The sequence below is a fragment of the Ruegeria marina genome, assembly GCF_900101475.1.
Lineage (GTDB): Bacteria > Pseudomonadota > Alphaproteobacteria > Rhodobacterales > Rhodobacteraceae > Ruegeria_B > Ruegeria_B marina.
In genome coordinates this window covers 121,326-144,109 of sequence record NZ_FMZV01000004.1, presented here as the reverse complement: position 1 = coordinate 144,109, position 22,784 = coordinate 121,326, and the positions used below count along the sequence as shown (strand labels likewise).

24 protein-coding genes and 1 tRNA gene are annotated in these 22,784 nt (G+C 62.9%); 10 read left to right on the top strand and 15 right to left on the bottom strand.

Translation table 11 applies throughout. The features are described from left to right. The first annotated feature begins 69 nt into the window (after positions 1–69). Positions 70–768: a DUF1223 domain-containing protein gene (locus tag BLT75_RS07400; protein ID WP_093029337.1), complete on the top strand. Its 699-nt coding sequence runs from the start codon at positions 70–72 to the stop codon at positions 766–768. On the opposite strand, the gene BLT75_RS07395 is transcribed toward BLT75_RS07400, so the two are convergent. From BLT75_RS07395 to purB, 6 genes are all read right to left on the bottom strand, one after another. Further along, the gene (locus tag BLT75_RS07395; protein ID WP_093029335.1) at positions 769–1,695 is read right to left on the bottom strand and encodes a lysophospholipid acyltransferase family protein; all 927 of its coding nucleotides are present in this window, start codon (positions 1,693–1,695) and stop codon (positions 769–771) included. A 9-nt stretch (positions 1,696–1,704) separates the two neighbouring features. Next, the gene (locus BLT75_RS07390; RefSeq protein WP_093029333.1) at positions 1,705–2,559 is read right to left on the bottom strand and encodes a DMT family transporter; all 855 of its coding nucleotides are present in this window, start codon (positions 2,557–2,559) and stop codon (positions 1,705–1,707) included. A gap of 96 nt (positions 2,560–2,655) precedes the next feature. Beyond that, positions 2,656–3,780, bottom strand: a complete 1,125-nt coding sequence (locus BLT75_RS07385) for a flagellar motor switch protein FliG (RefSeq protein WP_093029331.1) — start codon at positions 3,778–3,780, stop codon at positions 2,656–2,658. A gap of 76 nt (positions 3,781–3,856) precedes the next feature. After that, positions 3,857–4,411, bottom strand: coding sequence for a tetratricopeptide repeat protein (locus BLT75_RS07380; protein WP_093029329.1), 555 nt, complete (start codon positions 4,409–4,411; stop codon positions 3,857–3,859). 93 nt (positions 4,412–4,504) lie between these two features. After that, positions 4,505–4,669: a hypothetical protein gene (locus BLT75_RS24335; RefSeq protein ID WP_176827878.1), complete on the bottom strand. Its 165-nt coding sequence runs from the start codon at positions 4,667–4,669 to the stop codon at positions 4,505–4,507. Positions 4,670–4,783: 114 nt separating this feature from the next. After that, complete coding sequence (purB, locus tag BLT75_RS07375; protein ID WP_093029327.1) at positions 4,784–6,088, bottom strand: adenylosuccinate lyase; 1,305 nt, start codon at positions 6,086–6,088, stop codon at positions 4,784–4,786. Positions 6,089–6,229: 141 nt separating this feature from the next. Here purB and BLT75_RS07370 point away from each other — a divergent pair, with 141 nt between their 5' ends. Both BLT75_RS07370 and BLT75_RS07365 read left to right on the top strand, forming a co-directional pair. Further along, the gene (locus BLT75_RS07370; RefSeq protein ID WP_093029325.1) at positions 6,230–6,652 is read left to right on the top strand and encodes a DUF6314 family protein; all 423 of its coding nucleotides are present in this window, start codon (positions 6,230–6,232) and stop codon (positions 6,650–6,652) included. Positions 6,653–6,728: 76 nt separating this feature from the next. Continuing rightward, a complete protein-coding gene (locus BLT75_RS07365; RefSeq protein ID WP_093029323.1) occupies positions 6,729–7,316 on the top strand; it encodes a biotin transporter BioY in 588 nt (195 codons plus the stop codon). 152 nt (positions 7,317–7,468) lie between these two features. Here BLT75_RS07365 and BLT75_RS24330 read toward each other — a convergent pair whose 3' ends face one another. The 3 genes from BLT75_RS24330 to dddP form a co-directional block, all read right to left on the bottom strand. Continuing rightward, a complete protein-coding gene (locus tag BLT75_RS24330; RefSeq protein ID WP_176827876.1) occupies positions 7,469–7,618 on the bottom strand; it encodes a hypothetical protein in 150 nt (49 codons plus the stop codon). Positions 7,619–7,773: 155 nt separating this feature from the next. Further along, positions 7,774–8,028, bottom strand: a complete 255-nt coding sequence (locus tag BLT75_RS07360; RefSeq protein ID WP_143028529.1) for a hypothetical protein — start codon at positions 8,026–8,028, stop codon at positions 7,774–7,776. A gap of 237 nt (positions 8,029–8,265) precedes the next feature. Then, positions 8,266–9,606: a dimethylsulfonioproprionate lyase DddP gene (dddP, locus tag BLT75_RS07355; protein WP_093029319.1), complete on the bottom strand. Its 1,341-nt coding sequence runs from the start codon at positions 9,604–9,606 to the stop codon at positions 8,266–8,268. Between the two features lie 125 nt (positions 9,607–9,731). Between dddP and BLT75_RS07350 the strand changes: the two genes are divergently transcribed. Beyond that, positions 9,732–10,469 carry a heme-dependent oxidative N-demethylase family protein gene (locus BLT75_RS07350; RefSeq protein WP_093029317.1) on the top strand — a complete coding sequence of 246 codons (738 nt, stop codon included), beginning with the start codon at positions 9,732–9,734 and terminating at the stop codon, positions 10,467–10,469. Between the two features lie 141 nt (positions 10,470–10,610). On the opposite strand, the gene BLT75_RS07345 is transcribed toward BLT75_RS07350, so the two are convergent. The 3 genes from BLT75_RS07345 to BLT75_RS07335 form a co-directional block, all read right to left on the bottom strand. Next, entirely contained in the window at positions 10,611–11,522 is a 912-nt protein-coding gene (locus BLT75_RS07345) for a hypothetical protein (RefSeq protein ID WP_093029315.1), read from the bottom strand. 206 nt (positions 11,523–11,728) lie between these two features. Then, entirely contained in the window at positions 11,729–12,520 is a 792-nt protein-coding gene (locus BLT75_RS07340; protein WP_093029313.1) for a lytic murein transglycosylase, read from the bottom strand. Between the two features lie 31 nt (positions 12,521–12,551). Continuing rightward, a complete protein-coding gene (locus BLT75_RS07335) occupies positions 12,552–13,388 on the bottom strand; it encodes an amino acid ABC transporter substrate-binding protein (protein WP_143028528.1) in 837 nt (278 codons plus the stop codon). A 240-nt stretch (positions 13,389–13,628) separates the two neighbouring features. Here BLT75_RS07335 and BLT75_RS07330 point away from each other — a divergent pair, with 240 nt between their 5' ends. Next, on the top strand, positions 13,629–13,892 hold the full coding sequence (locus tag BLT75_RS07330; protein WP_093029309.1) for a DUF4242 domain-containing protein: 264 nt from the start codon (positions 13,629–13,631) through the stop codon (positions 13,890–13,892). 110 nt (positions 13,893–14,002) lie between these two features. Continuing rightward, positions 14,003–15,289 (top strand): adenylate/guanylate cyclase domain-containing protein, encoded by a 1,287-nt coding sequence (locus tag BLT75_RS07325; protein ID WP_143028527.1) that lies wholly within the window; start codon positions 14,003–14,005, stop codon positions 15,287–15,289. Between the two features lie 117 nt (positions 15,290–15,406). On the opposite strand, the gene glnA is transcribed toward BLT75_RS07325, so the two are convergent. Together glnA and BLT75_RS07315 are read right to left on the bottom strand one after the other, a co-directional pair. Then, positions 15,407–16,813 (bottom strand): type I glutamate--ammonia ligase, encoded by a 1,407-nt coding sequence (gene glnA, locus BLT75_RS07320; protein ID WP_093029305.1) that lies wholly within the window; start codon positions 16,811–16,813, stop codon positions 15,407–15,409. 33 nt (positions 16,814–16,846) lie between these two features. Beyond that, complete coding sequence (locus BLT75_RS07315) at positions 16,847–17,185, bottom strand: P-II family nitrogen regulator (RefSeq protein ID WP_093029303.1); 339 nt, start codon at positions 17,183–17,185, stop codon at positions 16,847–16,849. Between the two features lie 169 nt (positions 17,186–17,354). Here BLT75_RS07315 and BLT75_RS07310 point away from each other — a divergent pair, with 169 nt between their 5' ends. Beyond that, the gene (locus BLT75_RS07310) at positions 17,355–18,992 is read left to right on the top strand and encodes an NAD(P)H-hydrate dehydratase (protein ID WP_093029301.1); all 1,638 of its coding nucleotides are present in this window, start codon (positions 17,355–17,357) and stop codon (positions 18,990–18,992) included. Here BLT75_RS07310 and BLT75_RS07305 read toward each other — a convergent pair. After that, positions 18,989–19,498, bottom strand: coding sequence for a Hint domain-containing protein (locus tag BLT75_RS07305; RefSeq protein ID WP_093029299.1), 510 nt, complete (start codon positions 19,496–19,498; stop codon positions 18,989–18,991). The genes BLT75_RS07310 and BLT75_RS07305 overlap by 4 nt on opposite strands. 210 nt (positions 19,499–19,708) lie before the next feature. Here BLT75_RS07305 and BLT75_RS07300 point away from each other — a divergent pair. From BLT75_RS07300 to tig, 3 genes are all read left to right on the top strand, one after another. Next, a tRNA-Leu gene (locus BLT75_RS07300) sits at positions 19,709–19,793 on the top strand. 323 nt (positions 19,794–20,116) lie between these two features. Beyond that, the gene (locus BLT75_RS07295; protein ID WP_093029297.1) at positions 20,117–21,223 is read left to right on the top strand and encodes a porin; all 1,107 of its coding nucleotides are present in this window, start codon (positions 20,117–20,119) and stop codon (positions 21,221–21,223) included. 192 nt (positions 21,224–21,415) lie between these two features. Next, positions 21,416–22,747, top strand: coding sequence for a trigger factor (gene tig, locus BLT75_RS07290; RefSeq protein ID WP_093029693.1), 1,332 nt, complete (start codon positions 21,416–21,418; stop codon positions 22,745–22,747). The last annotated feature ends 37 nt before the right edge of the window (positions 22,748–22,784 follow it).

Below are 22,784 nucleotides of genomic sequence, written 5' to 3'. Positions count from 1 at the left end.
TGATTGGTGTTGTGAGCCTCTGCGGCGTAGATCTGGAAATAGGACATTCGAACCGGAAGGAGACGCGCCATGAAACCAGCCGCCCTGTACCTTGCGCTGGCCGCGCTGAGCTTGCCCGGTCTTGCCGGAGCGGAACAGCCGGTTGTGGTGGAATTGTTCACCTCGCAGGGCTGTTCTTCGTGCCCGCCGGCGGACAAGATCATGCACAGGCTGGCGGCGCGGGATGACGTGATCGGATTGGCGCTGCATGTGGATTATTGGGACTATATCGGCTGGAAGGATACCTTTGCCAGCCCGGCAAACACCTTGCGGCAGCAGGCCTATGCCCGGTCGGGCGGGCGGACCATGATCTTTACGCCGCAGATGGTCGTGCAGGGGGGCCAGGACGTGGTGGGCACGCGCGAGGCGGATGTGATGCGCCTGATCGAGGCGCAGAAGGCGCAGCCTGCGCAGGCCGAACTGTCGGTATCGCGCGCAGAGGATGCGGTGAGCATCTCGCTGACGCCTGCGGGGGCAGGGAGCACCGGAGACCATGTGCTGCAACTGGTGCGTTATGCTCCGCTGCGCCATGCCTCGATCACGCGGGGTGAGCTTGCGGGCCAGGAACTGGACTATGCCAATGTGGTTGAAAGCATGACCGTCGTGGGCCGATGGAACGGCAGCGCGGCGCTGGATCTGACGGTGCCGGTCGAGGGCGACCTGCCGGTGGTGGTGCTGGTGCAGCGGGCCGATGCCGGGCCGATCGTGGCCGCGGCGCGGATCAGGTGATCAGGCGTCGCCTGTGTCCGTCTCGGGTTCGGCGTCGAGCCAGGGTTTCCAGCGGCGGTGGATCCAGAACCATTGCCCCATATGCCGGCGCACCATCTTTTCCAGATCGTCGTTGATGAACTGGGTCATGGTTCTGGCGTCGGAATGCGGCACCGGATCGTGCAGGACGATTTCGAAATCCAGCCCGTTCGGTTTGCGCACCGCGTAACAAGGTATCATCACCGCATCGTATTTCAGCGCCAGTTCGGCGTTCAGGACCGATGTGACGGCGGGCTGGCCGAAGAAGTCGAGCGCCTCGCCCCCATGGGCGTGCAGGTCCGAGACGATGGCGATGATCCCGCCCTGTTTCAGCGCGCGGACCATCTCCATCATGCCGCGCCGCCCCTGTTCGAACATCGGCTTGCCGGTCTTGTGGAAGGCATCGACATAAATCTCGTTGAAATAGGGGTTGGCCATGCGGCGGTAGAGGCAGCCGATCGGCTTGCCGCTGCGGGCCTGCAATGCGACCCGTGCAGCCAGGTAATGGCCAAAATGGGCGGTGATCATCATCACCGGCTTGCCCGCCGCGACGGCCGCGTCAAAGGCGGCGACGCCGGGGCCGGTGATTTCGGCGGCTCTCTGGCGTTTGGTGAAATCCTCGGGCGAGAAATGTTCCATGATCGCGCGCCCCGCGTTGTCGGGGACGGCGCGACACAGGCGGCTGATCTCCTCCTCGGGCAGACCGGGGCAGGTGAGCGCAAGGTTGGCGCGAATGCGCTTGCTGAACCCCACCAGCGGCCCCAGCGTGCTCATCAACCGGCCCATGGCCGCGATCCGCGTGCCATAGGGGAGCATCCGCATGCCACCGATCAGCCCGCGCAGCACCAGGTATTGGGCGTAGTAGGACGCGCGCGCGCCGCGGCTGAGTTCGGATTTTTCCAGGGGCATCGGGGTCTCTTACCGGCTGTGCATTTCGCGATGCCAGACATACAGGCCCGCCCCCGCGATCACAAGCGCGCCCAGGATCGTCCAGACATCGGGATATTCGCCGAAAAACACCGCACTCCAGACAGCGGCGAAGCCCAGGCCGCAATAGGCGTAGGGGGCAAGCATCGCGGCCTCGCCCTGCGAGAAGGCGCGGATCAGGCTGAGCTGGCCCATGGTGCCGAAACCGACAACCAGCACGATCAGGCCCCAGGCCGCCAGGTCGGGCGTCTGCCAGTAGGGGGCGACCACGAGGCTGAGGATGATGGTGCCGATAAGACCGGTATAGAGCAGCGAGGTCCAGACATCCTCGTCCGGGCCGACGCGGCGGGTAAGCAGCGCATAGGTCGAATAGCAGGCAGCGGCGGCCAGCGGGAACAGGGCGGCGGGCTGGAACAGGGCCGAACCGGGGCGCAGGATGATCATCGCCCCGGCCAGCGCGATGGCGATGCCGAGGATGCGCCGGGGGCCCAGCGCCTCGCCGAGGAAAAGCGCCGCACCCAGCGTGATCAGCACCGGGTTGACCGCCATCAGCGCGCTGGCGTCGGTCAGCGGAATGCGGCTGATGCCGATGAAGAAGAACCAGGTGGCCCCCATCAGCATCAGCGAGCGCAGCAGTTGCAGGCGCGGGTAGCGGGTGCGCGCCACGCGGTGCAGGCGCGGCAGCACAAGCAGCACCACCAGCACCATCTGGCCGGTGTAGCGCGCCCAGAGCGCCGGGATCACGCCGATGCGCGGCGTCAGCGCCTTGACCGTAGCATCCATCAGCGTGAAGAACAGGATCGCGAGAACCATGTAGACGATGGCCTGGCGGGACGACTGGCTCATCTGGCAGCGATCTGCGATCGGGTGGTGAATTCACTGAACATGTGAAGCTGATAGCGCCGCCGCTGCTCGCTGTCCATGACCGTCGGGGCCAGTGCTTCAGCCGTCTTCCTCGTCCGGGTCGATCAGTTTCAGCGCGCCCTCCTCCTCCAGCGTCCGGATCGTGGCGACAAGCGCGGTCATCGCCGTCTCGCCTTCGCTGCGCTTGACCTTGCCGCGTTCGCGGATCTCGTCGCGCAGGTTGTCGGCCATCCGGGCGGACATGTTGCCCAGCAGGAATTCGGCTACGGCGGCCTCTTCGCCCTCGGTCGCGGCGGCAAGGGCCAGCACCAGTTGATCCTGGTCGGAGACCCGGATGATCGCGGGCACGTCGCGGGTGGCGACGCGGCGGGGAATATCGGCGAAGGTGAACAGCACCTTGCGCACCGAGGTGGCAAATTCGGCATCCTCCTCGTCCAGTGCGCTCATCACCTGATCGCGGGTCGCTTGCGCCGACTGGTTGAGGATGTTTCCGACCCGCTTCTCCGGCCGGTCGGCGAAGGCCAGGATCGGCCTTGCGTCGATCTGCGCGGCGAGTGACCAGCCGATCCGGTCGACCGCCTCGGGCGTGACCTTGCCGGTCTGCGAGATGGCATAGGTGATGCGGCGGGCCACAGGGCCGGGCAGCGTGCCCAAGAGCGCCGCCGCCTTGGCGGTATCCAGCTTGGAGAGCAGGACGGCGGCGACCTCGGTACTTTCGGCCTGGGCGATTTCGGCCAGTTCTCCTGGGGGCAAGGCCCGCAGGCGCTGCCAGGGGTCGCCCATCTGGCGCACACCCGCCTCGCGCCGCAGGCGCGCGGCGGTGGTCGGGTTGATCTTGCCGTCCATCGCGGAGAGCGCGCCCGCCAGCCCATGCGGAAAGCTGAGGCCGATGCCGTCGAGCGCCTCGGCGAACTCCTCGGCCACCGCGTCCAGAGTCACCCGGTCCACAAGACCCATTTTTCCCATTTGTTTGGTGAGCCGTGCCTGGAGATCCTCGGGGAGTGCTTCGAGCGGGATGTCGGCGCCATGGTTGAGCAGCAGGCGGACCACGACGGCCGCCTTTTCCAGATTGCTCAGAACCCGTGGCACCCGCCGGGCGGTATCGTCGGGCACCCTGTCATTGCCACGCTGCCGCCGCGCGGGCGGGGCGTCGATGTCAAAGATCTCGGCGTCCAGTGGCGCCAGCGCATTTCTGTCCTGCATCTGCCTGCGTCGTCCGTCTTCAGAGTCGCAGGCAGGTTAGTGCGGCGGGCGTAAAGAAACGCTGAATCGGGGCCGGTCAGTAGCTGTAGGTCAGGCCGGTTCGGATCGCCTCGCGCAGCGAGACCTCGGCCCAGCTGCCGATCCCGCCGCGCGCCCTGATCTCGCGCCACTGGGCGATGGCGAGGTCGGTCCTGCCCTCTTCGACAAAGCCCTGGCCCATATAGCTGCGGGCCAGGATATTGTCGGGATTGGCGGAAATCGCGGCATCGTAGTAGAGGGCGGCCCTGTTCGGATCACCCATCTTGCGATGGGTGAAGCCCCAATAGGTCAACACCCGGTCATCGGATTGGTCGGGCATCGCCGCCAACACGCCCTGGGCATCCGCGTAGCGCCCGGCATAGGCCAGTTCGCGTACCGCGCCATAGAGCGTGTCGGTGTCCAGAGACGAATTCTTGGGGGCGACGCATTTGCCTGTTTTCTCGTCCCAGACCTTGACCCCCTTGCAGGTCTTTGTGGTCTGCGTCTCTTTTGGCGGGTTGGTCCAGGTCGAGCCGCCGCCGTTATCGCCGCCGGCCGCAAAGGCGGAAAGGGGCAGGGCGAGGCCAAGGGCGATCACGGGAAAAACGCGCATGAGAAAGCTCCTGAACGAGACGAAACAAGTAAAATCAAAAGGATCCGGGTCACCCGGAAATCACCCGGAGCCCCTTCCAATGCCAAGCGAGGCTCAGCTGTTGACCACCTGCACGCAGCTTTGCGAGCCGGCGTCCCACTGGGTGCCGGGGGCGCAGGATTGCGTCTGCTCGTGGCCGCGGCTGGAACAGCCCATGGCCAGCGCCGAAAGCGGCGCCATCGTCAGAACCACCGCGCAAGTCAAGGTCTTGAGGGTCATCGGAACTCCTCCGCTTGATGATATGGCAAGGAGTGTAGCGCAGAACCCCTCCTGGTCAAAGAGGGGCTCACGTTTAAGTGTCGGATCGGCCCCGATCGGCCGACCCGTCAGGCATCACTTGCCGAAAACGCGGGCAAAGATCGTGTCGACATGTTTGGTGTGATAGCCCATGTCGAATTTCTCGTTGATGCCGTCCTCGCCCAGGGCGGCGACCACATCGGCATCGGCCAGCAGTTGTTCGCGGAAATCGACGCGCTCTTCCCAGACCTTCAGCGCGTTGCGCTGCACCATGGTATAGGCGTCCTCGCGGCTGACGCCGGCCTGGGTGAGGGCCAGCAGAACCCGCTGGCTCATCACCAGGCCGGGGAACTTGTTCATGTTGTCGAGCATGTTCTCGGGGAAGATCAGCATCTTCTCGACCACGCCGGCAAGCCGGTGCAGGGCGAAGTCCAGCGTCACGGTGGCGTCGGGGCCGATGCCGCGTTCGACCGAGGAATGCGAGATGTCACGCTCGTGCCAGAGCGCCACGTTTTCCATCGCCGGGATCACCGCCATGCGAACAAGGCGGGCAAGGCCGGTCAGGTTCTCGGTCAGCACCGGGTTCTTCTTGTGCGGCATGGCCGAGGACCCCTTCTGCCCCATCGAGAAGAATTCGGCGCCTTCCAGCACCTCGGTGCGCTGCATGTGGCGAATCTCGATGGCGATGTTCTCGATCGAGGAGGCGATCACACCCAGCGTCGCAAAGAACATCGCGTGGCGGTCGCGCGGGATCACCTGGGTCGAGATCGGTTCGGGGCGCAGGCCCAGTTTCGCGCAGACATGCTCCTCGACGGCGGGGTCGATATTGGCGAAGGTGCCAACCGCGCCCGAGATGGCGCCGGTTGCGACTTCCCAGCGGGCCTTTTCCAGCCGGTTCTTGTTGCGGTCCATCTCGGCATAGAAGCGGGCAAAGGTCAGGCCCATGGTGGTGGGCTCGGCGTGGATGCCGTGGCTGCGGCCCACGCGCACGGTGTCCTTGTGCTCGTAGGCGCGTTTCTTGAGCGCCGCGAGCACCTTGTCGACGCCTGCCAGCAGCAGATCGGCGGCGCGCACAAGCTGCACGTTCAGGCAGGTGTCGAGCACATCCGAACTGGTCATGCCCTGGTGCACGAAGCGGGCCTCTTCGCTGCCCACATGCTCGGCCAGATGGGTCAGGAAGGCGATGACGTCATGCTTGGTGACGGCCTCGATCTCGTCGATCCGGGCGACATCGAAGTCCACATCCTTGGCCTTCCACACGGCTTCGGCGTTTTCCCGCGGGATCACGCCCAGATCGGCCATGGCGTCACAGGCATGCGCCTCGATCTCATACCAGATCTTGAACTTGGTCTCGGGCGACCAGATTGCAACCATCTCGGGGCGGGAATAGCGGGGGATCATTGGCAGCGGCACCTTTTTGTGATTGGCAGGACCAGTTGGCGCGCGTCATAAACCGCCGCGCCCCGCACGACAAGGCAGGAGCAGGAACATGAGACGGTTTGCCCGATCGGGGCCATTTTCCTGCGCATTCGGGGGAAGTGCATGAACGGACCGGAGCGGATCGAGGATTTCGAGGGCGACTGGCACCTGACCCGCGCCATAGATGACCGGCTGGCGGGACAGGTGCTGCGTGCTGAGGGGGTCGCGACGCTGCGCCGCGGCGATGGGCAATTCGTCTACGACGAGGAGGTTGCACTGCATATTCCCGGGCAACAGACCCTGCGCGGGACACGCCGATACCTGTGGCGCCCTGCGCCGGGTCGGATCGCGATCCATTTCGAAGATGGCAGGTTTTTCCATAACTTGACGCTTGGGCAATCCGCATCGGAGGACCATCACGACTGCGCGCCCGACAGTTACGACGCGGCCTATGACTTTGCCCGATGGCCGTGCTGGTCGGTGCGGTGGAGCGTATCCGGGCCGCGCAAGTCCTATGAAATGAGGACGGAATTCTCGCCCCGATAGCGTAAACGTGTTGCAGTGCGCCGCATGACAAGGCATTGCTGAGCGCCACAAGCTGTCTGAATTGGGAGACAACCGAATGAGCATGACTGTTCTGGCCGATGCAATCGGCCCGCGCCAGGGTACGGCGCGTCTGGCGAAACAAGCGGTTCTGGTGGTGCTGGGCATCGTCGCGCTGGCCATCGCAGCCAAGATCAAGGTGCCGATGTGGCCGGTTCCGATCACCATGGGCACCTTCGCCGTGCTGACCATCGGCACCGCGTATGGCGCGCGTCTGGGGATGATCACCATGCTGGGCTACCTGCTGGTGGGCGCGCTGGGTTTTGACGTGTTCGCAGGCTCTTCGGCCGAGAAATTCGGACTGACCTACATGATGGGCGGCACCGGTGGCTACCTTGTGGGGTATCTGCTGGCCAACGTGATGCTGGGCTGGCTAGCCACCCGCGGCTGGGACCGTTCGTTCGGCAAGATGGCGCTGGCGCTGGTGTTGGCCAATGTGCTGATCTATGTGCCGGGCCTTCTGTGGCTGGGCCAGCTCTATGGCTGGGACAAGCCGATCCTTCAGTGGGGCCTGACCCCGTTCCTGATCGGCGATGCGCTGAAACTGGTGCTGGCCGCCGTGCTGATCCCCGGCCTGTGGAAGCTGATCGGCAACGCCCGCGGCTGATCGCGCGCCCTTTTACAGCGAAAGGCCCGGACAGGATGTCCGGGCCTTTTTCGTTAGAGCCTCTTGGCAGGATGGGAAAATTCGCGGCTGTTCGGATCGGGAAAGCCTCTTGCCCGAAATATGCCGTTGCCGTTTCTCGGGCTAGATCTGGACTAGCCCGGCTGGCCCGTCCGTTCCAGCAGATCACCGAACCATTCGGGTTTCTCTTTCGAGGCGAAGGGAAAGAGCCTTGCAAGCTTTCGGGCGCTGAAGTTCGGATCCGGTTCCACCGCATTTTCGACCCCGACGCGCGCGGCGTCCATCCGCCCTTGATCGGCCAGTGCAACCGCGAGCCGCGCCTGGACATGCGCTGCATCCGGGTTTGCGACGGCGGTTTATGCATCCATGCGATGGCCGCGTCGGTCTCCCCGTTTGCGTGCAGCGCGTGCCCGAACCCTGGATGGAGGGCCTTCGCCCGCTACGTGGTCCAGCCGCACCGGGCGTCCTGGAAATGAGTGAAGGCGACGCCGGCATGTGGGACAGCCCGCGTATCGTCGAGCCTGGCCGAAACCCGAAACCGGTTCGGGGCGCCCTGCACCGAAGCCTGCAACAGATACCGGACGCCCAACTGTTCCGCGATTTCGTTCGATGGAAGGTTTTGCAGGGCGTCGCTGGTCGTCGCGCCCCGCGCCGAAACGAAGACCTGAGGCAACCGGGCGAGCGATGTGGTCATGTCGTCCACGAGCCCGCTGGCCATGATCGCGAGAACGCGATCAACCCCAAAAGGATCCAGAAGGGCAGGATTGCGACAGAAGGCACTTCAGGCAGGCCATAGGGCATGTTCGACGTGAGTGCCGGGGTGAATTAGGGGGGCCTTTCGCGCGGCAGGATTGCACCGGCCAGAACAGCCAGGACAGCACCCGGCGGGCAGACGGCCCGCCGGTATCTCGAGGCAGGGGGAGATGGCGGTCTACTCTCCCATCAACTCCGAATCGAACGGATAGCTGGTTAGGTTCTCGAAACCATCTTCGGTGATCAGCACCTGATCTTCGAGCTTGATGGTAAAATCGCCGCCCACCTCGCCGCAGCAGGCCTCGACACACAGGACCATTCCGGGTTCCAGCGGATAGTCGAAGGAGCCGGGCACCGCCTTGTCTGGATGCGCAACCAGGGGCCATTCGTCGCAAAGCCCGACACCATGCATCAGGCAGCCGTATTTCTGCGCATCGTATTTCGCGGGGTGTTTCATGCATTGCGCGATCAGGTCCGGGATCATCAGGCCCGGTTTCAGCAGCGACATGTTGTAATGGATGAACTCATGCGCATGCTTCATCGCCTCGATCATGTCGGCGCGCGGTTTCTGGTCGCCGATCCACCAGGTGCGGGAAATGTCGATGCACATGCCGTAAGAGCCGATCAGGTCGGTGTCGAAGGCGACGATCTCGTTTTTCCGGGTGATGCGGGGACCGCATTCCTGGAACCAGGGGTTGGTGCGCTGCCCCGAGGCGAGCAGCCGGGTTTCGATCCATTCGCCGCCGCGCCGGATGTTCTCGGCATGCAGCACCGCCCAGATGTCGTCCTCGCTTGTCTTGCCGTCCCCCACGTTGGTGCGGGCGAAGCGCTCCATCTCGGCAATGGCGCTGTCGCAGGCATGATGGGCGCAGCGCATGGCGAGGATCTCGTCCGCGCCTTTGATGGCGCGGGTCTTCTCGGTGACCTCCTCGCCCTCCATTATCTCGAACCCCTGCGCCTCGAGCGCGCGCAGCCCGTGCAGCATGATCTTGTCCACGGCGAGCCGCTTGTTGTTGCCACCGTGTTCCTCGATCAGCACGCGAACCTCGTTCGAGAGCACATCCGCCGCCACATCGACCTTGTCGCCCCGGTCGAAATAGAACAGGTCGGCGCCCGAGCGCTGTTCGCGCACCAGCGGGTTGAACTCGGACAGGAAAGGCGAGTTCTTGTAGTCCCAGATCACCATGTAGCCGTCGGCGCAAAGCAGCACCGCGCGGAACGGGTTGTGGGTGTTCCACAGCTGCATGTTGGTCGAGTCGGTAGCATAGCGGATATTGAGCGGGTCGAACATCAGGAGGCCGCCGTAACCCCGGTCGACAATGGCCTGGGTCAGCCGTTTCCAGCGGTATTCGCGCATCCGTTCCAGGTTGGGGAGTTCGAGCCCGGCCGCCGCCCATTCGGCGAAGGCCAGTTGGGTCGGCCCGATCTCGATCCGGTCGTTGTCATTCGGCGTGCCGTCGCCCAGCGTTGTGCCGCGGTTGGGGTCGATCTTGCGGGTGTCGCGATAGTGGCTGTTCATCGGTGGTCTCCCTTGGCTGGGGGCAGCATTGGCTGGCTTGTCCGTGTGAGTCGCATTCTACTGCGACGTCGCCTGGTGTCGTTTTTTGACCTGCCGCAGAGCCCGTTGTTTTGTTAACAAGCTGCATGACCGAGATTCTGCATAAGACCATCCCCTATGACGTGCTGCGTCCGCGTCCGTTGCCGGGCATTCAACCGATGGAAATGGCCGACTGGCTGCACCGGGACGAGGCGTTTGCCGGCCAGATGGCGCGCAGGGATGCGCTGATCGCGGAACGTCCGGCAGAGGTTCTGGCGCTGGACGAGGGCGCGCGGCCTGCGGCGCTGGAACTGCTCGGGATGGTGCTGGAGGCGGCCTATCCCGGTGCTGGCGACGAGCTTCGCCGTCCCGACGGTGTCAGGGTCGCCATCGACCGGTCGAACCCGATGCACACATTGGGGCGTCTGGTGCAGGAGGATTTCTGCATTTTGCAGAAACAGGGCAACGAACATGTGCTGACAGGCGCTGTTCTGTGTTTTCCTGCAAGCTGGATGCTCTCGGAAAAGTTCCGGCGCCCGCTGATCGGCATTCATGAACCGGTTGCCAGCTATGACGCGGGCATCGCTGCCCGGGTGCAACGGCTGTTCGACGGTGTGCAGGTGGGGCGTCCGCTCTGGCGGTTCAATGCACTGTGGTATGCCGATGCCGAGCTGCACCAGCCGCGCAGCATCCACGATCGCCGTCGGGTGCCGGTTCCCGATGATGCAGGGTATCTGCGGACAGAGCGGCAAAGCATTCTGCGCCTGCCTGAAACCCAGGCGGTCGTGTTCACCATCCACACTTATGTGGTCGCGAGGACCGACGCGCCCAAGCCAGGCGTGTGAAACCGGTCTGGGCGACCCTGTCCAGTCACGGACTGCCGTGATTTCGGCCGATCCCGTCAGGCATGATGCAAGGACATGCAGGAACACAAAAGGCTTTCGCCACTTCCGGCGAAAGCCCGCGTGGTTCCATTTCCGGCCCCTTCAGATCGGCAGCAGCGAGATGACGCTTGTCAACATGCCCGAGCTTTGCATGAACACAAGGGCCGCCGTCAGTGACAGAACTTGCGTGTTCAAGCGGAAGTCCTCGCCCCGGATCAGGTTGACCGCAGCCAGGGACACCGCAATCGGTGCGGATACGAAGGCGAGGCAACCGGTCATGCCCCAACTCGCCAGCCGCCGAATATCATTCTGGGCACTTTCCTCGGACGACAATCCGTCGTATTCGTCGGGTCTGGGTTCACTGCGGAAGGCCAGTGCCAAAGCTTCCTGTTCGGTCAATTCCACGAGTCCGATCTCGCCTTCATGGGCCTTGCGTCCCATGATCATGTCGTACCGCATAGCCAGATCCGGCGCGGTCTCGTCGATCGGTGCAAACCGGTCGCCGTGGTCGAAAAAAACTTGCTGGGGTCCACGGACACGGCGGGGAGAGACATTCGAAAATGCACCCAGAAATTGTTCTACCGTCAGGCGGACGTTGGGGTCGAGCCATTCGATGAGTTCACTGGTATAAAGATCGACCATCCGATAGAGCATGACCACGAGCATCAGTTCGGTCACGTCCTTGTCGTCGATCATGTCCGAAACCGGCATCATCGAAACAACCAGTCGGTTGCGATTGTACTGTTTGACTTGATGTCCGCGGCGGTTCAGGCCCGCGGTCTCGTCCATCCGGCGAATGTGCGAGTCGCCGTCGATGTTGGTTTCAAGGGTCAACTTGACCAGAAACTGGCTCGAAACTATCCGCGCTTCGCGGTCGCTCAGCAAGGTCTGGCGTTCCACCGCGTGCCCGTAATCTTCCAGCGTGGCGGTGACGATCCGGCTGAAACGGTCCAGAACGCCTTCTTCGTTTCCCAAGAATACCAGGCCACCGTGATACCTTCCTGTCCGTGCCACAGTGAGATCCTCCTAAAGTGTTCGACTTGGGATCAGTCTAGCGGCGTATGGTGGAGAAAATTGGGCCGAAAAGGCATCATAGAAGGGCAATTTCCCCTTTCTTCTGGCATTGGTTCGTCGATGGAAACCAATGTTTTTCTTAAAAGTCGACGAAAAATGGCGGAAATCTGTCATTAGAATGGCGGTTCGATGACGGGATGCAACTTCTAGCTGTCGATTCTCCGGGCCATGATGGCAATCGCCTGCTGATAGACAGAGGCCGCGTTCCATTGCTTGATAACTTCGAAATTCGGCTCTCCCGGCTGATATCCACGGCCCGGCTGCCAGCCCTTCTGCCTCAGGAAATTGGCGGTCGAAGCAAGGGCGTCGGTGATGTTGTAGAAATCGACCTTTCCATCTCCGGTTGCATCGACACCATAGGTCAGCGCGTTCCCGGGCAGGAACTGCGTGTGCCCCAGTTCTCCGTGCTTGGCGCCTCTGGTATTGGCCGTGATCGCCTTGCGGTCGACCAGTTCCAGCGCGGCCAGAGCATGAGGAATGAAGAAATCCGAGCGGCGGCAGTCGTAGGCCAGAGTGGTGATCGCTGCAACCACAGGGCTGTCGCCCATGAAGCCGCCAAAGGCGGTTTCCATGCCGTGCAGCGCGATCAGGATACCGGGGGGCACGCCGTACTGACGTTCCAGCGCGGCATAGAATTCGGGGTCGCGCGCCTTGCGCTTGCGGCCCTGCGCCACAATCGTGTCAGCGCCGCGCACCTGCATGAATTTTTCCAGCGAGTACCTGAAGCTTTTCTGGCCCCGATCCGCCCGGATCGTCGCGGTGGCGTAGCTTGCCTGTTCGAGCGCGCTGAGCCCGGCCCGGCCGATGCCGCGCTGGCGGGCGAGCTGGGCGAATTCCGTCTTCCAGGCGTTGAAACCCGATGAGGTGTTGCCGCAGGTCAGCGCGGCACCGATGGAAGGAAGCTGGCTCAGCAACAGGGCCAGAATGATTGGTCGCATGTCGTGTACCCTCCGTTTGGGACGCTGCGGGTCAGGGCAAGGTTGGCGCGATCAGGAACATGGCCTTCAGCGCGGCCCCGGGTTCCACGCCCGGCAGGGCCTCGTGGAAGACACGGCCGACAGTACCGTCGGCATACATCTCGGAGAGGAGTGTGTCGATCAGCAGGCGGAAATCGCTGTCCCCGCGGGGCAGGGCGAGCGCCTGTTTCTCGAGCGTCAGGATCTCGTCGAGAATCTGGAAGCGTTCGGCCATCCTGCCGGACACATAGTTGAAGATCAGGATGGACTGGTCGGCGAAATAGGCGTCGAGCGCTCCGTCGTTCAGGGCCTTGAACCCGGCTTTGTGATCGGCGAACGGTTCGAACCGGGCCTCGAGCCCGGCGGCCTGGAACGAATTCCGGACCGCCTGTTCGGTGGTGGTGTCAGTCCGAAAACCGATGGTTTGGCCCGCAAGATCCGACAGGCGGGCACCGACGCCCCGGCGGGAGATGACCGAGGTGCCATCGACATAGACCGGGATCGAGAAATCGACGATCTTCTGTCTTTCCAGGGTCACTGTGGCCGCACCGCAGAGAATGTCGATCTCGCCCCTGGCGATCCGCTCGAACCTGTCCGTCGTGCTGACTGGCACGAAACTGGCGTTCAGTTCGGGCAGGTCCAGACGATCGGCGATGGCCTGCGCAAGCCGGTCGCACAACATCGGGGTATAGCCCGAAGGCCGTCCCTCGGCATCGGCAAAGGAAAGGGGCGGTGCGTCGGTTCGGAATCCGATGGTGAGTTGTCCGCTATCGCGAATGCGTTCGATCGTCTGGGCCGCGCTGGCGCTGGCGGCGAGCATGGCCGCGAAGGTCAAGGCAAGTAGCCGCATGAAAATCAGTCCTTGGTTCGCAATATGCGACCAGACTAGCCGGGTGGCATCTTGGCTCAAAGGGGAATGTGTGCCCTGCACGCGGCAAAAAAGATGCGGGTGTTTCAGGTGGCGGTCCGCTCTGTCCTCAAAAAACCAAAAAGCCGGCGGTTGTGTAGCAGAAACAAGTTGTTCGTTCTGCCCGCAGTGAGAGTGTTGTAGGATTTCCAAGTCGATGGAATCGGGGCAAGGGAGGCATGGATGCCGGTGTTCATGGTGGAACGCGATCTCAAGGGGATCGCGATGGAAGATTTGGCAGGTGCGCAAAAAGCAGCTATTTCCAAGGCTGCCGAGATGCGCGCGGCAGGCACCGAAATCCGGTACATCCGTTCGACATTTGCGCCGCAGGACGGACGGTGCATGTGCCTTTTCGAGGCAGCAACCGAAGATGACGTGCGTGCGCTGAATGACCAGGCGGGACTGCCCTATAGCGGGATCGTCACTGCGATGGATCTGACACCATAGTTCCGGGGAGACGGCACGGTCTGTTCGTCGCCGTCGAACCCGATTGGACCTTGCGTTATCGTGCCGGGACTTGAAGATTGTCAATAATTCTTCTGACCGGAGAACCAGGGTTGAACTCAGACACGGATCCGCAAGTCGACCTGCCGACGTTTCGGGCGATGCGAGAGCGCGAAGCTGCCTCGCGCGATATTCTTCGGGTGATAACCAGTTCTCGCGAGGACAGCCTTCCGGTGTTCGACGTGATCCTCGCCCATGCCCGGCGGTTGTGCGACAGCCTGCATGCGGGGCTTTTTCTGGTGTCCGAAGACGGCAAGGAATTGCAGCTTGCCGCTTACCAAGGAGAGGATGAGTGGCTGGTCGCGCTTCATTTCCAGAACCCGCCCAGGCTGGAGGATACGGACAATCCGCTGGTGCGCTCGGCCGTTACCCGGACGGTCATTCTCATATCCGACACCGAAACCGAAAACCCCGACCCGAATACCGGAGGGGCAAGAAGCCTTCTGCACGTTCCATTGCTGGCGCGCGGTCGATGCCATGGCGTCCTGAGCCTTGCGGGCCGGGTTCCCGAGGCATTTCCGGGCGCCGATATCGAACTGATCCAGCTGTTCGCCGACCACGCGATGATCGCCGTCGAGAATGTCCGGCAGTTTTGTGCCTTGAGGGACAAGACCGAAGAGGTTCACCGGCTCAATCAATCTCTCCAGGAGAGGGTCGAGGAACAGGTGGGCGAACTGGAACGCATGGGGCGCCTCAAACGGTTCCTGCCGCCGGCCGTTGCCGATACGATCGTTTCCCTGGGAGCGGACAGGATGCTGTCCAGCCATCGTGCCCTGCTGGGTGTGCTCTTCTGCGACATCCGCGGGTTTACCGCGTTCTGCGAAACGGCCGAGCCGGAAGAGACGATCGAAGTGCTTCAGACCTATCACGAGGAGATGGGCAAGCTGATCAACGCGCATGGCGCGGGGGTGGATCATCGGATGGGCGACGGGATCATGGTGCTGTTCAACGACCCGATCCCTTGCGAGAATCCGGCCGGCGAGGCCGTCCGGCTGGCGGTCGCGATGCGCGCGCGCATGGCGGAACTGGGACGCCAGTGGAAAAGGTTGGGTTACCGGCTGGGATTCGGGGTCGGTGTGTCGCTGGGATACGCCACGGTCGGCATGGTCGGCTCGGAGGGGCGGTTCGACTACACCGCCTCGGGTACCGCGATCAATCTTGGCTCCAGACTGTGCGACGAAGCCGAGGACGGTGAAATTCTGCTGAGCCCAAGGGCGGCCATCGCGGTCGAGGATGAATTCCGGGTGGTTTCGCGGGGCACGTTGCACCTCAAGGGAATCCGCGAACCGATAGAGGTGTTCAAGCTGGAAGCCGAAACAGGGCAAGCATCGCTTGCCTGATCGGCTTTGCCGCGGGCCGGTACGACTGCGGTTCCCGACAGGGCAAGGCATCCGCAGGGCCATTCCAGACAAAAGGGGCGCCCCGAAGGGCGCCCCGATTTGCGATACAGGCCGCGATCAGCAGCTGTAGTACATGCCGAATTCCACCGGATGCGGGGTGTGCTCGTACTTGTGGACCTCTTCCATCTTGAGCTCGATATAGCCTTCGATCTGATCCTTGGTGAACACGTCGCCCTGCAGCAGGAAGTCGTGATCGGCGGCCAGGCACTCCAGCGCTTCGCGCAGGCTGCCGCAGACGGTCGGGATGCCGGCCAGTTCCTCGGCGGGCAGGTCGTAGAGGTTCTTGTCCATCGCCTCGCCCGGATCGATCTTGTTCTTGATGCCGTCGATGCCGGCCATCAGCAGGGCGGCAAAGGCCAGGTAGGGGTTGGCCGACGGATCGGGGAAGCGGGCTTCGACGCGCTTTGCCTTGGGCGACTCGGTCCATGGGATACGGACGCAGCCCGAGCGGTTGCGGGCCGAATAGGCGCGCAGCACGGGGGCCTCGAAGCCGGGGATCAGGCGCTTGTAGCTGTTGGTGCCCGGGTTGGTGAAGGCGTTCAGCGTCTTGGCGTGCTTGAGGATGCCGCCGATGAAATACAGCGCTTCCTGGCTCAGGTCGGCATATTTGTCACCGGCGAAGAGCGGCTTGCCGTCCTTCCAGATCGACATGTTCACGTGCATGCCCGAACCGTTGTCGCCATAGATCGGCTTCGGCATGAAGGTGGCCGACTTGCCGTAGGCGTGCGCCACGTTGTGGATCACGTACTTGTATTTCTGGATCTCGTCGGCCTGCTTGGTCAGCGTGCCGAAAATCAGGCCAAGCTCGTGCTGGCACGACGCCACTTCGTGGTGGTGCTTGTCGACCTTCATGCCCATGCGCTTCATGGTCGAGAGCATTTCCGAACGCAGGTCCTGCGCCTCGTCGGTCGGGTTGACCGGGAAATAGCCGCCCTTGAGACCCGGACGATGACCCATGTTGCCGGTCTCGAACTCGGCGTCGGTGTTCCATGAGGCGTCGGTCGCATCGACCTCGTAGGAGACCTTGTTGATCGTGTTCGAGTAGCGCACGTCGTCGAACAGGAAGAATTCGGCTTCGGGGCCCATATAGGCCACATCGCCGATGCCCGATGCCTTGAGATAGGCTTCGGCCTTGGTCGCGGTGCCGCGCGGGTCGCGGTGATACGCCTCGCCCGTGTCGGGCTCGACGACCGAGCAGTGGATGCAGATGGTCTTTTCCGCGTAGAACGGATCGACATAGGCGCTTTCGGTGTCCGGCATCAGTTTCATGTCGGAGGCTTCGATCGACTTCCAGCCGGCGATCGAGGAACCGTCGAACATGAAGCCTTCCTCCAGGAAGTCCTCGTCGACCAGATCGGCCACCACGGTCACGTGTTGCAGCTTGCCGCGCGGGTCGGTGAAGCGGATGTCGACGTATTCGGCCCCCTCTTCCTTGATCAGCTGAAGAACTGCGTCCTTGCTCATACTCTTTTCATCCTCTGTTAGAGTGTGTTCGGGTCAAAGCGCGTCCGAACCGGTTTCACCGGTGCGGATGCGGATGGCTTGTTCGACGGTCGAGACAAAGATCTTGCCGTCGCCAATCTTGTCGGTTTTCGCAGCCCCCACGATGGCGTCGATGGCGGCGTCGACCTGATCGTCGTCGAGCACTACCTCGAGTTTCACCTTCGGCAGGAAGTCGACCACGTATTCGGCACCGCGATAGAGCTCGGTATGGCCTTTCTGGCGGCCGAACCCCTTCACTTCGATCACGCTGAGGCCCTGGACGCCCACGTCCTGCAGGGCTTCTTTCACCTCGTCCAGCTTGAACGGTTTGATGATCGCTTCGATCTTCTTCATCGCGGTGCTCCTTGCAAGCTTGTCACGCCGCCTCAGATCACGTCTAAGCTGGGGTCACAATGCGATTGCGGAAATCAGCCGGTGCGGATGCGGCAAAAACAGGCATGAGGTGAAAATTTCAGCGTGACGCATAAAAATCAAGCAGAATTGAATCGTGGGTAAGGGAGCCATGACGGAACTGCTGACCGCGGCGCAGATGCGGGCTATCGAACAGGCGGCGATCGAGTCCGGCGAGGTGACCGGGCTGGAGCTCATGGAGCGCGCGGGTCGGGGCGTGATTGAGGCGATTTTCGAGGAATGGCCGGAGCTGGGCGAGGCTGGGGGGCCAGCCCCCCAGACCCCCCGGAGTATTTCGGGCGAAATGAAGAGTGCGGTCGTACTTTGTGGGCCGGGCAACAATGGCGGCGACGGGTTCGTGGTGGCGCGGATGTTGCACAAGCGCGGCTGGGCCGTGGAAGTGTTCCTCTATGGCGACTCCGGGAAGCTGCCGCCGGATGCAAGGGTGAATTGCGAGCGGTGGGCAGAGATGGGGGAGGTGCGGTCGCTCGGCGATCTGGCCGAGCGCCTGGCGGGGGTGCAAACCTGCTGTTCGGACCTGTTCGTGGATGCGATGTTCGGCACCGGCCTGTCCCGCCCCGTACCGGACGATGCAAGGTCGGTCTTTTCGATGCTGTACTCGACGGAGTATTCGGCCCGGGTCGTTGCCATCGACGTGCCGTCCGGTCTGTGCGCGGACAGTGGTCGTATCCTGCTCGGAGATCCGAGGGATGCCTGGGACCCGCTCGTGACCGGATGGATCTGTGTACCAGAGCTGACAGTCTCGTTTCATCGGCCCAAGCTTGGCATGCATATCGGTGAAGGGCATCGGGTGGCTGGACGGCTGCGGATCTGCGATATCGGGCTTGGTTCTGGCCGTCAGCTTGCCGACCCGCAGGTGTTTGGGCTGGTGGGCCGGCCGTGGTCCATCTTTGGCGGGCTTGCAGCCAAGTGGTCTCAGGGAAACAAATATACCCACGGTCACGCCCTGATCCTGTCGGGCGGAGCCGGCAGGACCGGGGCGGCGCGGCTGGCGGCGCGGGGGGCGCTCAGGATCGGGGCGGGGCTGGTGACTCTGGGAGTACCGCCGAGTGGGCAGATGGAGGTTGCCTGCCAGATCACCGCTTTGATGCTGGCACGCGTCGAGGGGGGCGAGGGGTTGTCGGCAGTGCTGGAGGATGCCCGCCTCAATGCGCTTTGTCTGGGGCCGGGCCTGGGTGTGGAACGGGCGCGCGATCTGGTGCCGGTGGCGCTGGCCGCACGGCGTGCCACGGTGCTGGATGCTGATGCCCTGACCGTCTATGCCGAGGATCCGGAGGAGCTTTTTGCACTGCTGCATGAGAACTGTGTCCTCACCCCGCATGGCGGCGAATTCGCGAGGCTGTTCCCGGATATCGCTGCGAAGCTGAAGGCGCCCGCCTCCAGGGGGCCCGCCTATTCCAAGGTCGATGCCACCCGCGAGGCCGCCAGGCGCGCCGGCTGCGTCGTGCTGTTCAAGGGGCCCGATACGGTGATTGCGGCACCCGACGGGCGCTGTTCGGTGAATTCCGCCCATTACGAACGATCGGCGCCGTGGCTGGCCACCGCCGGGTCGGGCGACGTTCTGGCGGGGTTCATCACCGGGCTGCTGGCGCGCGGCTGGAAGCCGATGCAGGCGGCCGGGATCGCTGCCTGGCTGCATGTGGAATGCGCGCTGGAATTCGGCCCCGGTCTGATTGCCGAGGATCTGCCGGAGCAACTGCCGGCGGTGTTCCGCAGGCCGGGTGACTAGGCGGCGAGACGGCCGGGAACAGACAGGCATTGCCCCGCCACTTCCAAACCGCCGGCATAGAGCACATGGTTCACGTCAAAATGCAGCTGGAACAGGTGCAACACACGCGGACCCAGGTCGCAGACGAATTCTCCATCCACCAGCGCGTCGGCGCGGACCAGGGCCTGCCGGGTGCCGAAGAGCGCCTGTGCCCGCCAATCGCGGATCAGCACAGGTTGCCCCGCCGGAAGCACCAGATCGCAGTCGGGGCGAGTGTCGCCAAGCGAGCCGGCGGCGAAGCGGATGGCACGTACGGTCTGCGGCGCGCGGGTGATGTGGCGCAGGGGTACAAGGCCGCGGTCGCGGCTAATGATCCGGTCGCCGGGCGAGAGGAACTCCACCGGCAACTCGCCATCCTGGGTTAGCAGGATGGTGCCAGCCAGAAACCCGGCCTCGGACACTGGGGCGATATCGGGGTTGGAATGCGAGATTCCACCCGCAGCATGGGCTGCCGCTTTTGCGCTCATGATTGTTCACCTTGGTCTGCTCGTTATTTTTGCAGGCGAGAATATGGCGAAATCGTGTACATGTCGCGTCGTTTTGTTGCCGATTTCAGATTACTCCGCACAAACGTGCCTTTGCGGTACCGGTAGCGGCTCGGGCAAGATTGCCTCTCGCGCTCGGCCGAAAGCTTTGCTATTCAGCGCGTCACGGTGCCGCTGCGGCGGGCCGTTACTGCGGGTGTGGCGGAATTGGTAGACGCACCAGATTTAGGTTCTGGCGCCGCAAGGCGTGGGGGTTCAAGTCCCTTCACCCGCACCATTTTCCATGTTCCGGATCTCGCGTTTGGCAGTTTCCGGTTTCCAGCGAACATCGCGTTTCGCAGTTTACGGGAGCAAGCCCAGGTCAATCGTGGCCGTTGCTCGGTAAATCTCCTTGTGAGCTTGCTTGGCGGCCTGGCCACGGCACCGCGTCGTCTGGCCTCGGCGAGGTCGGATTGACGCACGCAGGCCTGCCTGTCCGGGAAAGGTTCTTGTTACGAAAATGCCATGGTTGTCAGCTAAGGCTGCGTCTTGTCTGGTAATTGCGGGCAAATATCCGATCATGGCAGCGTGAATAGCCAAGCTTCTAAGGAGTGACGGGACATGACGGGACGGACAACGGTTTCGGCAGGCGTCGCGTTGGCGGCTGCCTTGGTAGCCGCACCGGCCGCCGCAGAATTGAAGTGGGACAATGCGTCGGGGGGGTACGTCAGGATCTACGGCCAGATCTCGCCGGCCTGGCAATCCGTGGATGATGGGGTGACAAGCAAGGATACGTTTGTAGACAACACCCACTCCAATTCCCGGGTTGGTCTCTGGGTGGTGCAGCCTCTGAACCAGTCGACGTTCAAGTTCAACTTCGAAACGGCCCTGGGCCTGCGCGGGTCCGGCGGGGTCAGCCAGACCAGCACACCGAAAGGGATCGACTGGGACCGCACCAGTATCCGCAAGGTCGATCTTTCGTTCAGCGGCGATTCCTGGGGCAGCGTTCACTTTGGCCAGGGGTCGATGGCTTCGGACGGGATCGCCGATATCTCGTTGAATCACAATGCGATGACGACCTACAACAGCGTGGGTGACTTTGCAGGTGGCTTCGAGTTCCGCACCACTGCCGGTGCCCTGTCGGGGGTGACGATCGCAGCGGTCAACCCGAGCCTTGACGGCGGCCGCCAAGGGCGGGTGCGCTACGATACGCCCTCTTTCAACGGGTTTAGCGTGGCACTGGCCGCAGGTACCGATGTTTTGACCCTTGGCAACAGCGACAAGTATTACGATATCGCGCTGCGCTATGCGGGGGAGTTCAACGGCGCAGAGGTCAAGGCCGGTCTTGGATTTTCGCGCCGGGACAGGGCCGGCGTCAACCGGGATGACACGTTCGGCTCGGTGGCGGTCAAGCTGCGGTCGGGTTTCAACTTTGCCGCCGCAGCCGGCAGCCGCAAGAACGACGGCAATTATGGCTATGTCCTCGTTGGCTATGAAGCGCAGTTCTGGCAGGTCGGCTTGACCTCTTTCGCGATCGACTATTACAACGGCAACGACTTCGGGCTTGCCGGACGCCAGTCCGAGACCTTGGGCATCGGCATCAACCAGAATTTCGACGCCAGCAACACCCAGGTGTACCTGGGCTACCGTAATCACCGGCTGTCCGATCCAGGCACCTCCTACAATGACGTGGACGCCTTCCTGTTCGGCGCGCGCTGGCGCTTCTGATTTCGCGATTGTCCGGGCCGCCTGAACCGGCACGCCCCTGAATTGCAGGGGCCTGCGTCGTCATTCAGGCGCCAAATGCGGGCCGAAGAACCATAACCCCCTTGCACCGGCGGGGCAGGGCAAATAGAACGCCTCAAATTGTGCAAGGCGCATGTCCGATACGTGCGCTCCGAATCCTATGGGGACTACCATATGCAGGTTACCGAGACTCTGAACGAAGGTCTGAAACGCGGCTACAACATCGTCGTCACAGCGGCAGAGCTGGACGCGAAGGTCAACGAGAAACTGGCCGAGGCGCAGCCCGAAATCGAGATGAAGGGCTTTCGCAAGGGCAAGGTGCCTATGGCGCTGCTGAAAAAGCAGTTCGGCCAGCGCCTGCTGGGCGAGGCGATGCAGGAAAGCATCGACGGCGCGATGAACAAGCATTTCGAGGACAGCGGCGAACGTCCCGCGCTCCAGCCCGAGGTCAAGATGACCAACGAGGACTGGAAAGAGGGTGACGATGTCGAGGTCGCGATGTCCTATGAGGCGCTGCCGGCGATCCCCGAGGTCGACCTGACCGACATCACGCTGGAAAAGCTGGTCGTGAAGGCCGATGAAGCCGCGATCGAAGAGGCCCTGGGCAACCTGGCGGAGACCGCGCAGGACTTCAAGGCGCGCAAGAAGGGCTCCAAGGCCAAGGACGGCGACCAGGTGGTGATCGATTTCGTCGGCAAGGTCGATGGCGAAGCGTTCGAAGGCGGTTCGGCCGAGGACTATCCGCTGGTGCTGGGTTCGAACAGCTTCATCCCCGGGTTCGAGGATCAGCTGGTCGGCGTGAAGGCCGGTGAGGAGAAGGACGTCAACGTGACCTTCCCCGCCGAATACGGCGCGGCCCATCTGGCCGGCAAGGACGCGGTGTTCACCTGCACCATCAAGGAAGTGAAAGAGCCGGTCGCGGCCGAAATCGACGACGAACTGGCCAAGAAATTCGGCGCCGAGGATCTGGCCGCCCTCAAGGGCCAGATCGCCGAGCGACTGGAAGCGGAGTACACCGGCGCCGCCCGTGCCGTCCTGAAGCGCGCCCTGCTTGATGCGCTGGACGCCAAGGTTTCGTTCGACCTGCCGCCGAGCCTGGTCGAGGCCGAAGCCAAGCAGATTGCGCATCAACTGTGGCACGAGGAGCACCCCGAGGTTCACGACCACAACCACGGTGAAATCGAGACCACCGAAGAACACAACAAGCTGGCCGAACGCCGCGTGCGTCTGGGCCTGCTGCTGGCTGACCTGGGACAGAAGGCCGAGGTCGAGGTGACCGACGCCGAGATGACCCAGGCCATTCTGACCCAGGCCCGCCAGTATCCGGGGCAGGAACGCCAGTTCTTCGAGTTTATCCAGAAGAACGCCGCGATGCAGCAGCAACTGCGTGCGCCGATCTTCGAAGACAAGGTCGTGGATCACGTCGTGGCGCAGGCCAAGGTGAACGAAAAGGAAGTCAGCAAGGACGACCTGCAGAAGGCTCTGGAAGCGCTGGACGCCGAGTAATCCGCACGGTCTTTGCTACAATGGCAAAAGAGCCGCC

Bases quoted from the DNA above. Each gene is read 5' to 3' on its own strand.
- BLT75_RS07310 (WP_093029301.1), top strand. From the start codon at position 17,355: ATGACGGAACTGCTGACCGCGGCGCAGATGCGGGCTATCGAACAGGCG.
- tig (WP_093029693.1), top strand. From the start codon at position 21,416: ATGCAGGTTACCGAGACTCTGAACGAAGGTCTGAAACGCGGCTACAAC.
- BLT75_RS07340 (WP_093029313.1), bottom strand. From the start codon at position 12,520: ATGCGACCAATCATTCTGGCCCTGTTGCTGAGCCAGCTTCCTTCCATC.
- BLT75_RS07350 (WP_093029317.1), top strand. From the start codon at position 9,732: ATGACCGAGATTCTGCATAAGACCATCCCCTATGACGTGCTGCGTCCG.
- BLT75_RS07395 (WP_093029335.1), bottom strand. From the start codon at position 1,695: ATGCCCCTGGAAAAATCCGAACTCAGCCGCGGCGCGCGCGCGTCCTAC.
- BLT75_RS07380 (WP_093029329.1), bottom strand. From the start codon at position 4,411: ATGCGCGTTTTTCCCGTGATCGCCCTTGGCCTCGCCCTGCCCCTTTCC.
- BLT75_RS07390 (WP_093029333.1), bottom strand. From the start codon at position 2,559: ATGAGCCAGTCGTCCCGCCAGGCCATCGTCTACATGGTTCTCGCGATC.
- purB (WP_093029327.1), bottom strand. From the start codon at position 6,088: ATGATCCCCCGCTATTCCCGCCCCGAGATGGTTGCAATCTGGTCGCCC.
- BLT75_RS07305 (WP_093029299.1), bottom strand. From the start codon at position 19,498: ATGAGCGCAAAAGCGGCAGCCCATGCTGCGGGTGGAATCTCGCATTCC.
- BLT75_RS07400 (WP_093029337.1), top strand. From the start codon at position 70: ATGAAACCAGCCGCCCTGTACCTTGCGCTGGCCGCGCTGAGCTTGCCC.
- BLT75_RS07335 (WP_143028528.1), bottom strand. From the start codon at position 13,388: ATGCGGCTACTTGCCTTGACCTTCGCGGCCATGCTCGCCGCCAGCGCC.
- BLT75_RS07370 (WP_093029325.1), top strand. From the start codon at position 6,230: ATGAACGGACCGGAGCGGATCGAGGATTTCGAGGGCGACTGGCACCTG.
- BLT75_RS07330 (WP_093029309.1), top strand. From the start codon at position 13,629: ATGCCGGTGTTCATGGTGGAACGCGATCTCAAGGGGATCGCGATGGAA.
- BLT75_RS07360 (WP_143028529.1), bottom strand. From the start codon at position 8,028: ATGACCACATCGCTCGCCCGGTTGCCTCAGGTCTTCGTTTCGGCGCGG.
- BLT75_RS07295 (WP_093029297.1), top strand. From the start codon at position 20,117: ATGACGGGACGGACAACGGTTTCGGCAGGCGTCGCGTTGGCGGCTGCC.
- BLT75_RS24330 (WP_176827876.1), bottom strand. From the start codon at position 7,618: ATGGACGCCGCGCGCGTCGGGGTCGAAAATGCGGTGGAACCGGATCCG.
- BLT75_RS07385 (WP_093029331.1), bottom strand. From the start codon at position 3,780: ATGCAGGACAGAAATGCGCTGGCGCCACTGGACGCCGAGATCTTTGAC.
- BLT75_RS07365 (WP_093029323.1), top strand. From the start codon at position 6,729: ATGAGCATGACTGTTCTGGCCGATGCAATCGGCCCGCGCCAGGGTACG.
- glnA (WP_093029305.1), bottom strand. From the start codon at position 16,813: ATGAGCAAGGACGCAGTTCTTCAGCTGATCAAGGAAGAGGGGGCCGAA.
- dddP (WP_093029319.1), bottom strand. From the start codon at position 9,606: ATGAACAGCCACTATCGCGACACCCGCAAGATCGACCCCAACCGCGGC.
- BLT75_RS24335 (WP_176827878.1), bottom strand. From the start codon at position 4,669: ATGACCCTCAAGACCTTGACTTGCGCGGTGGTTCTGACGATGGCGCCG.
- BLT75_RS07315 (WP_093029303.1), bottom strand. From the start codon at position 17,185: ATGAAGAAGATCGAAGCGATCATCAAACCGTTCAAGCTGGACGAGGTG.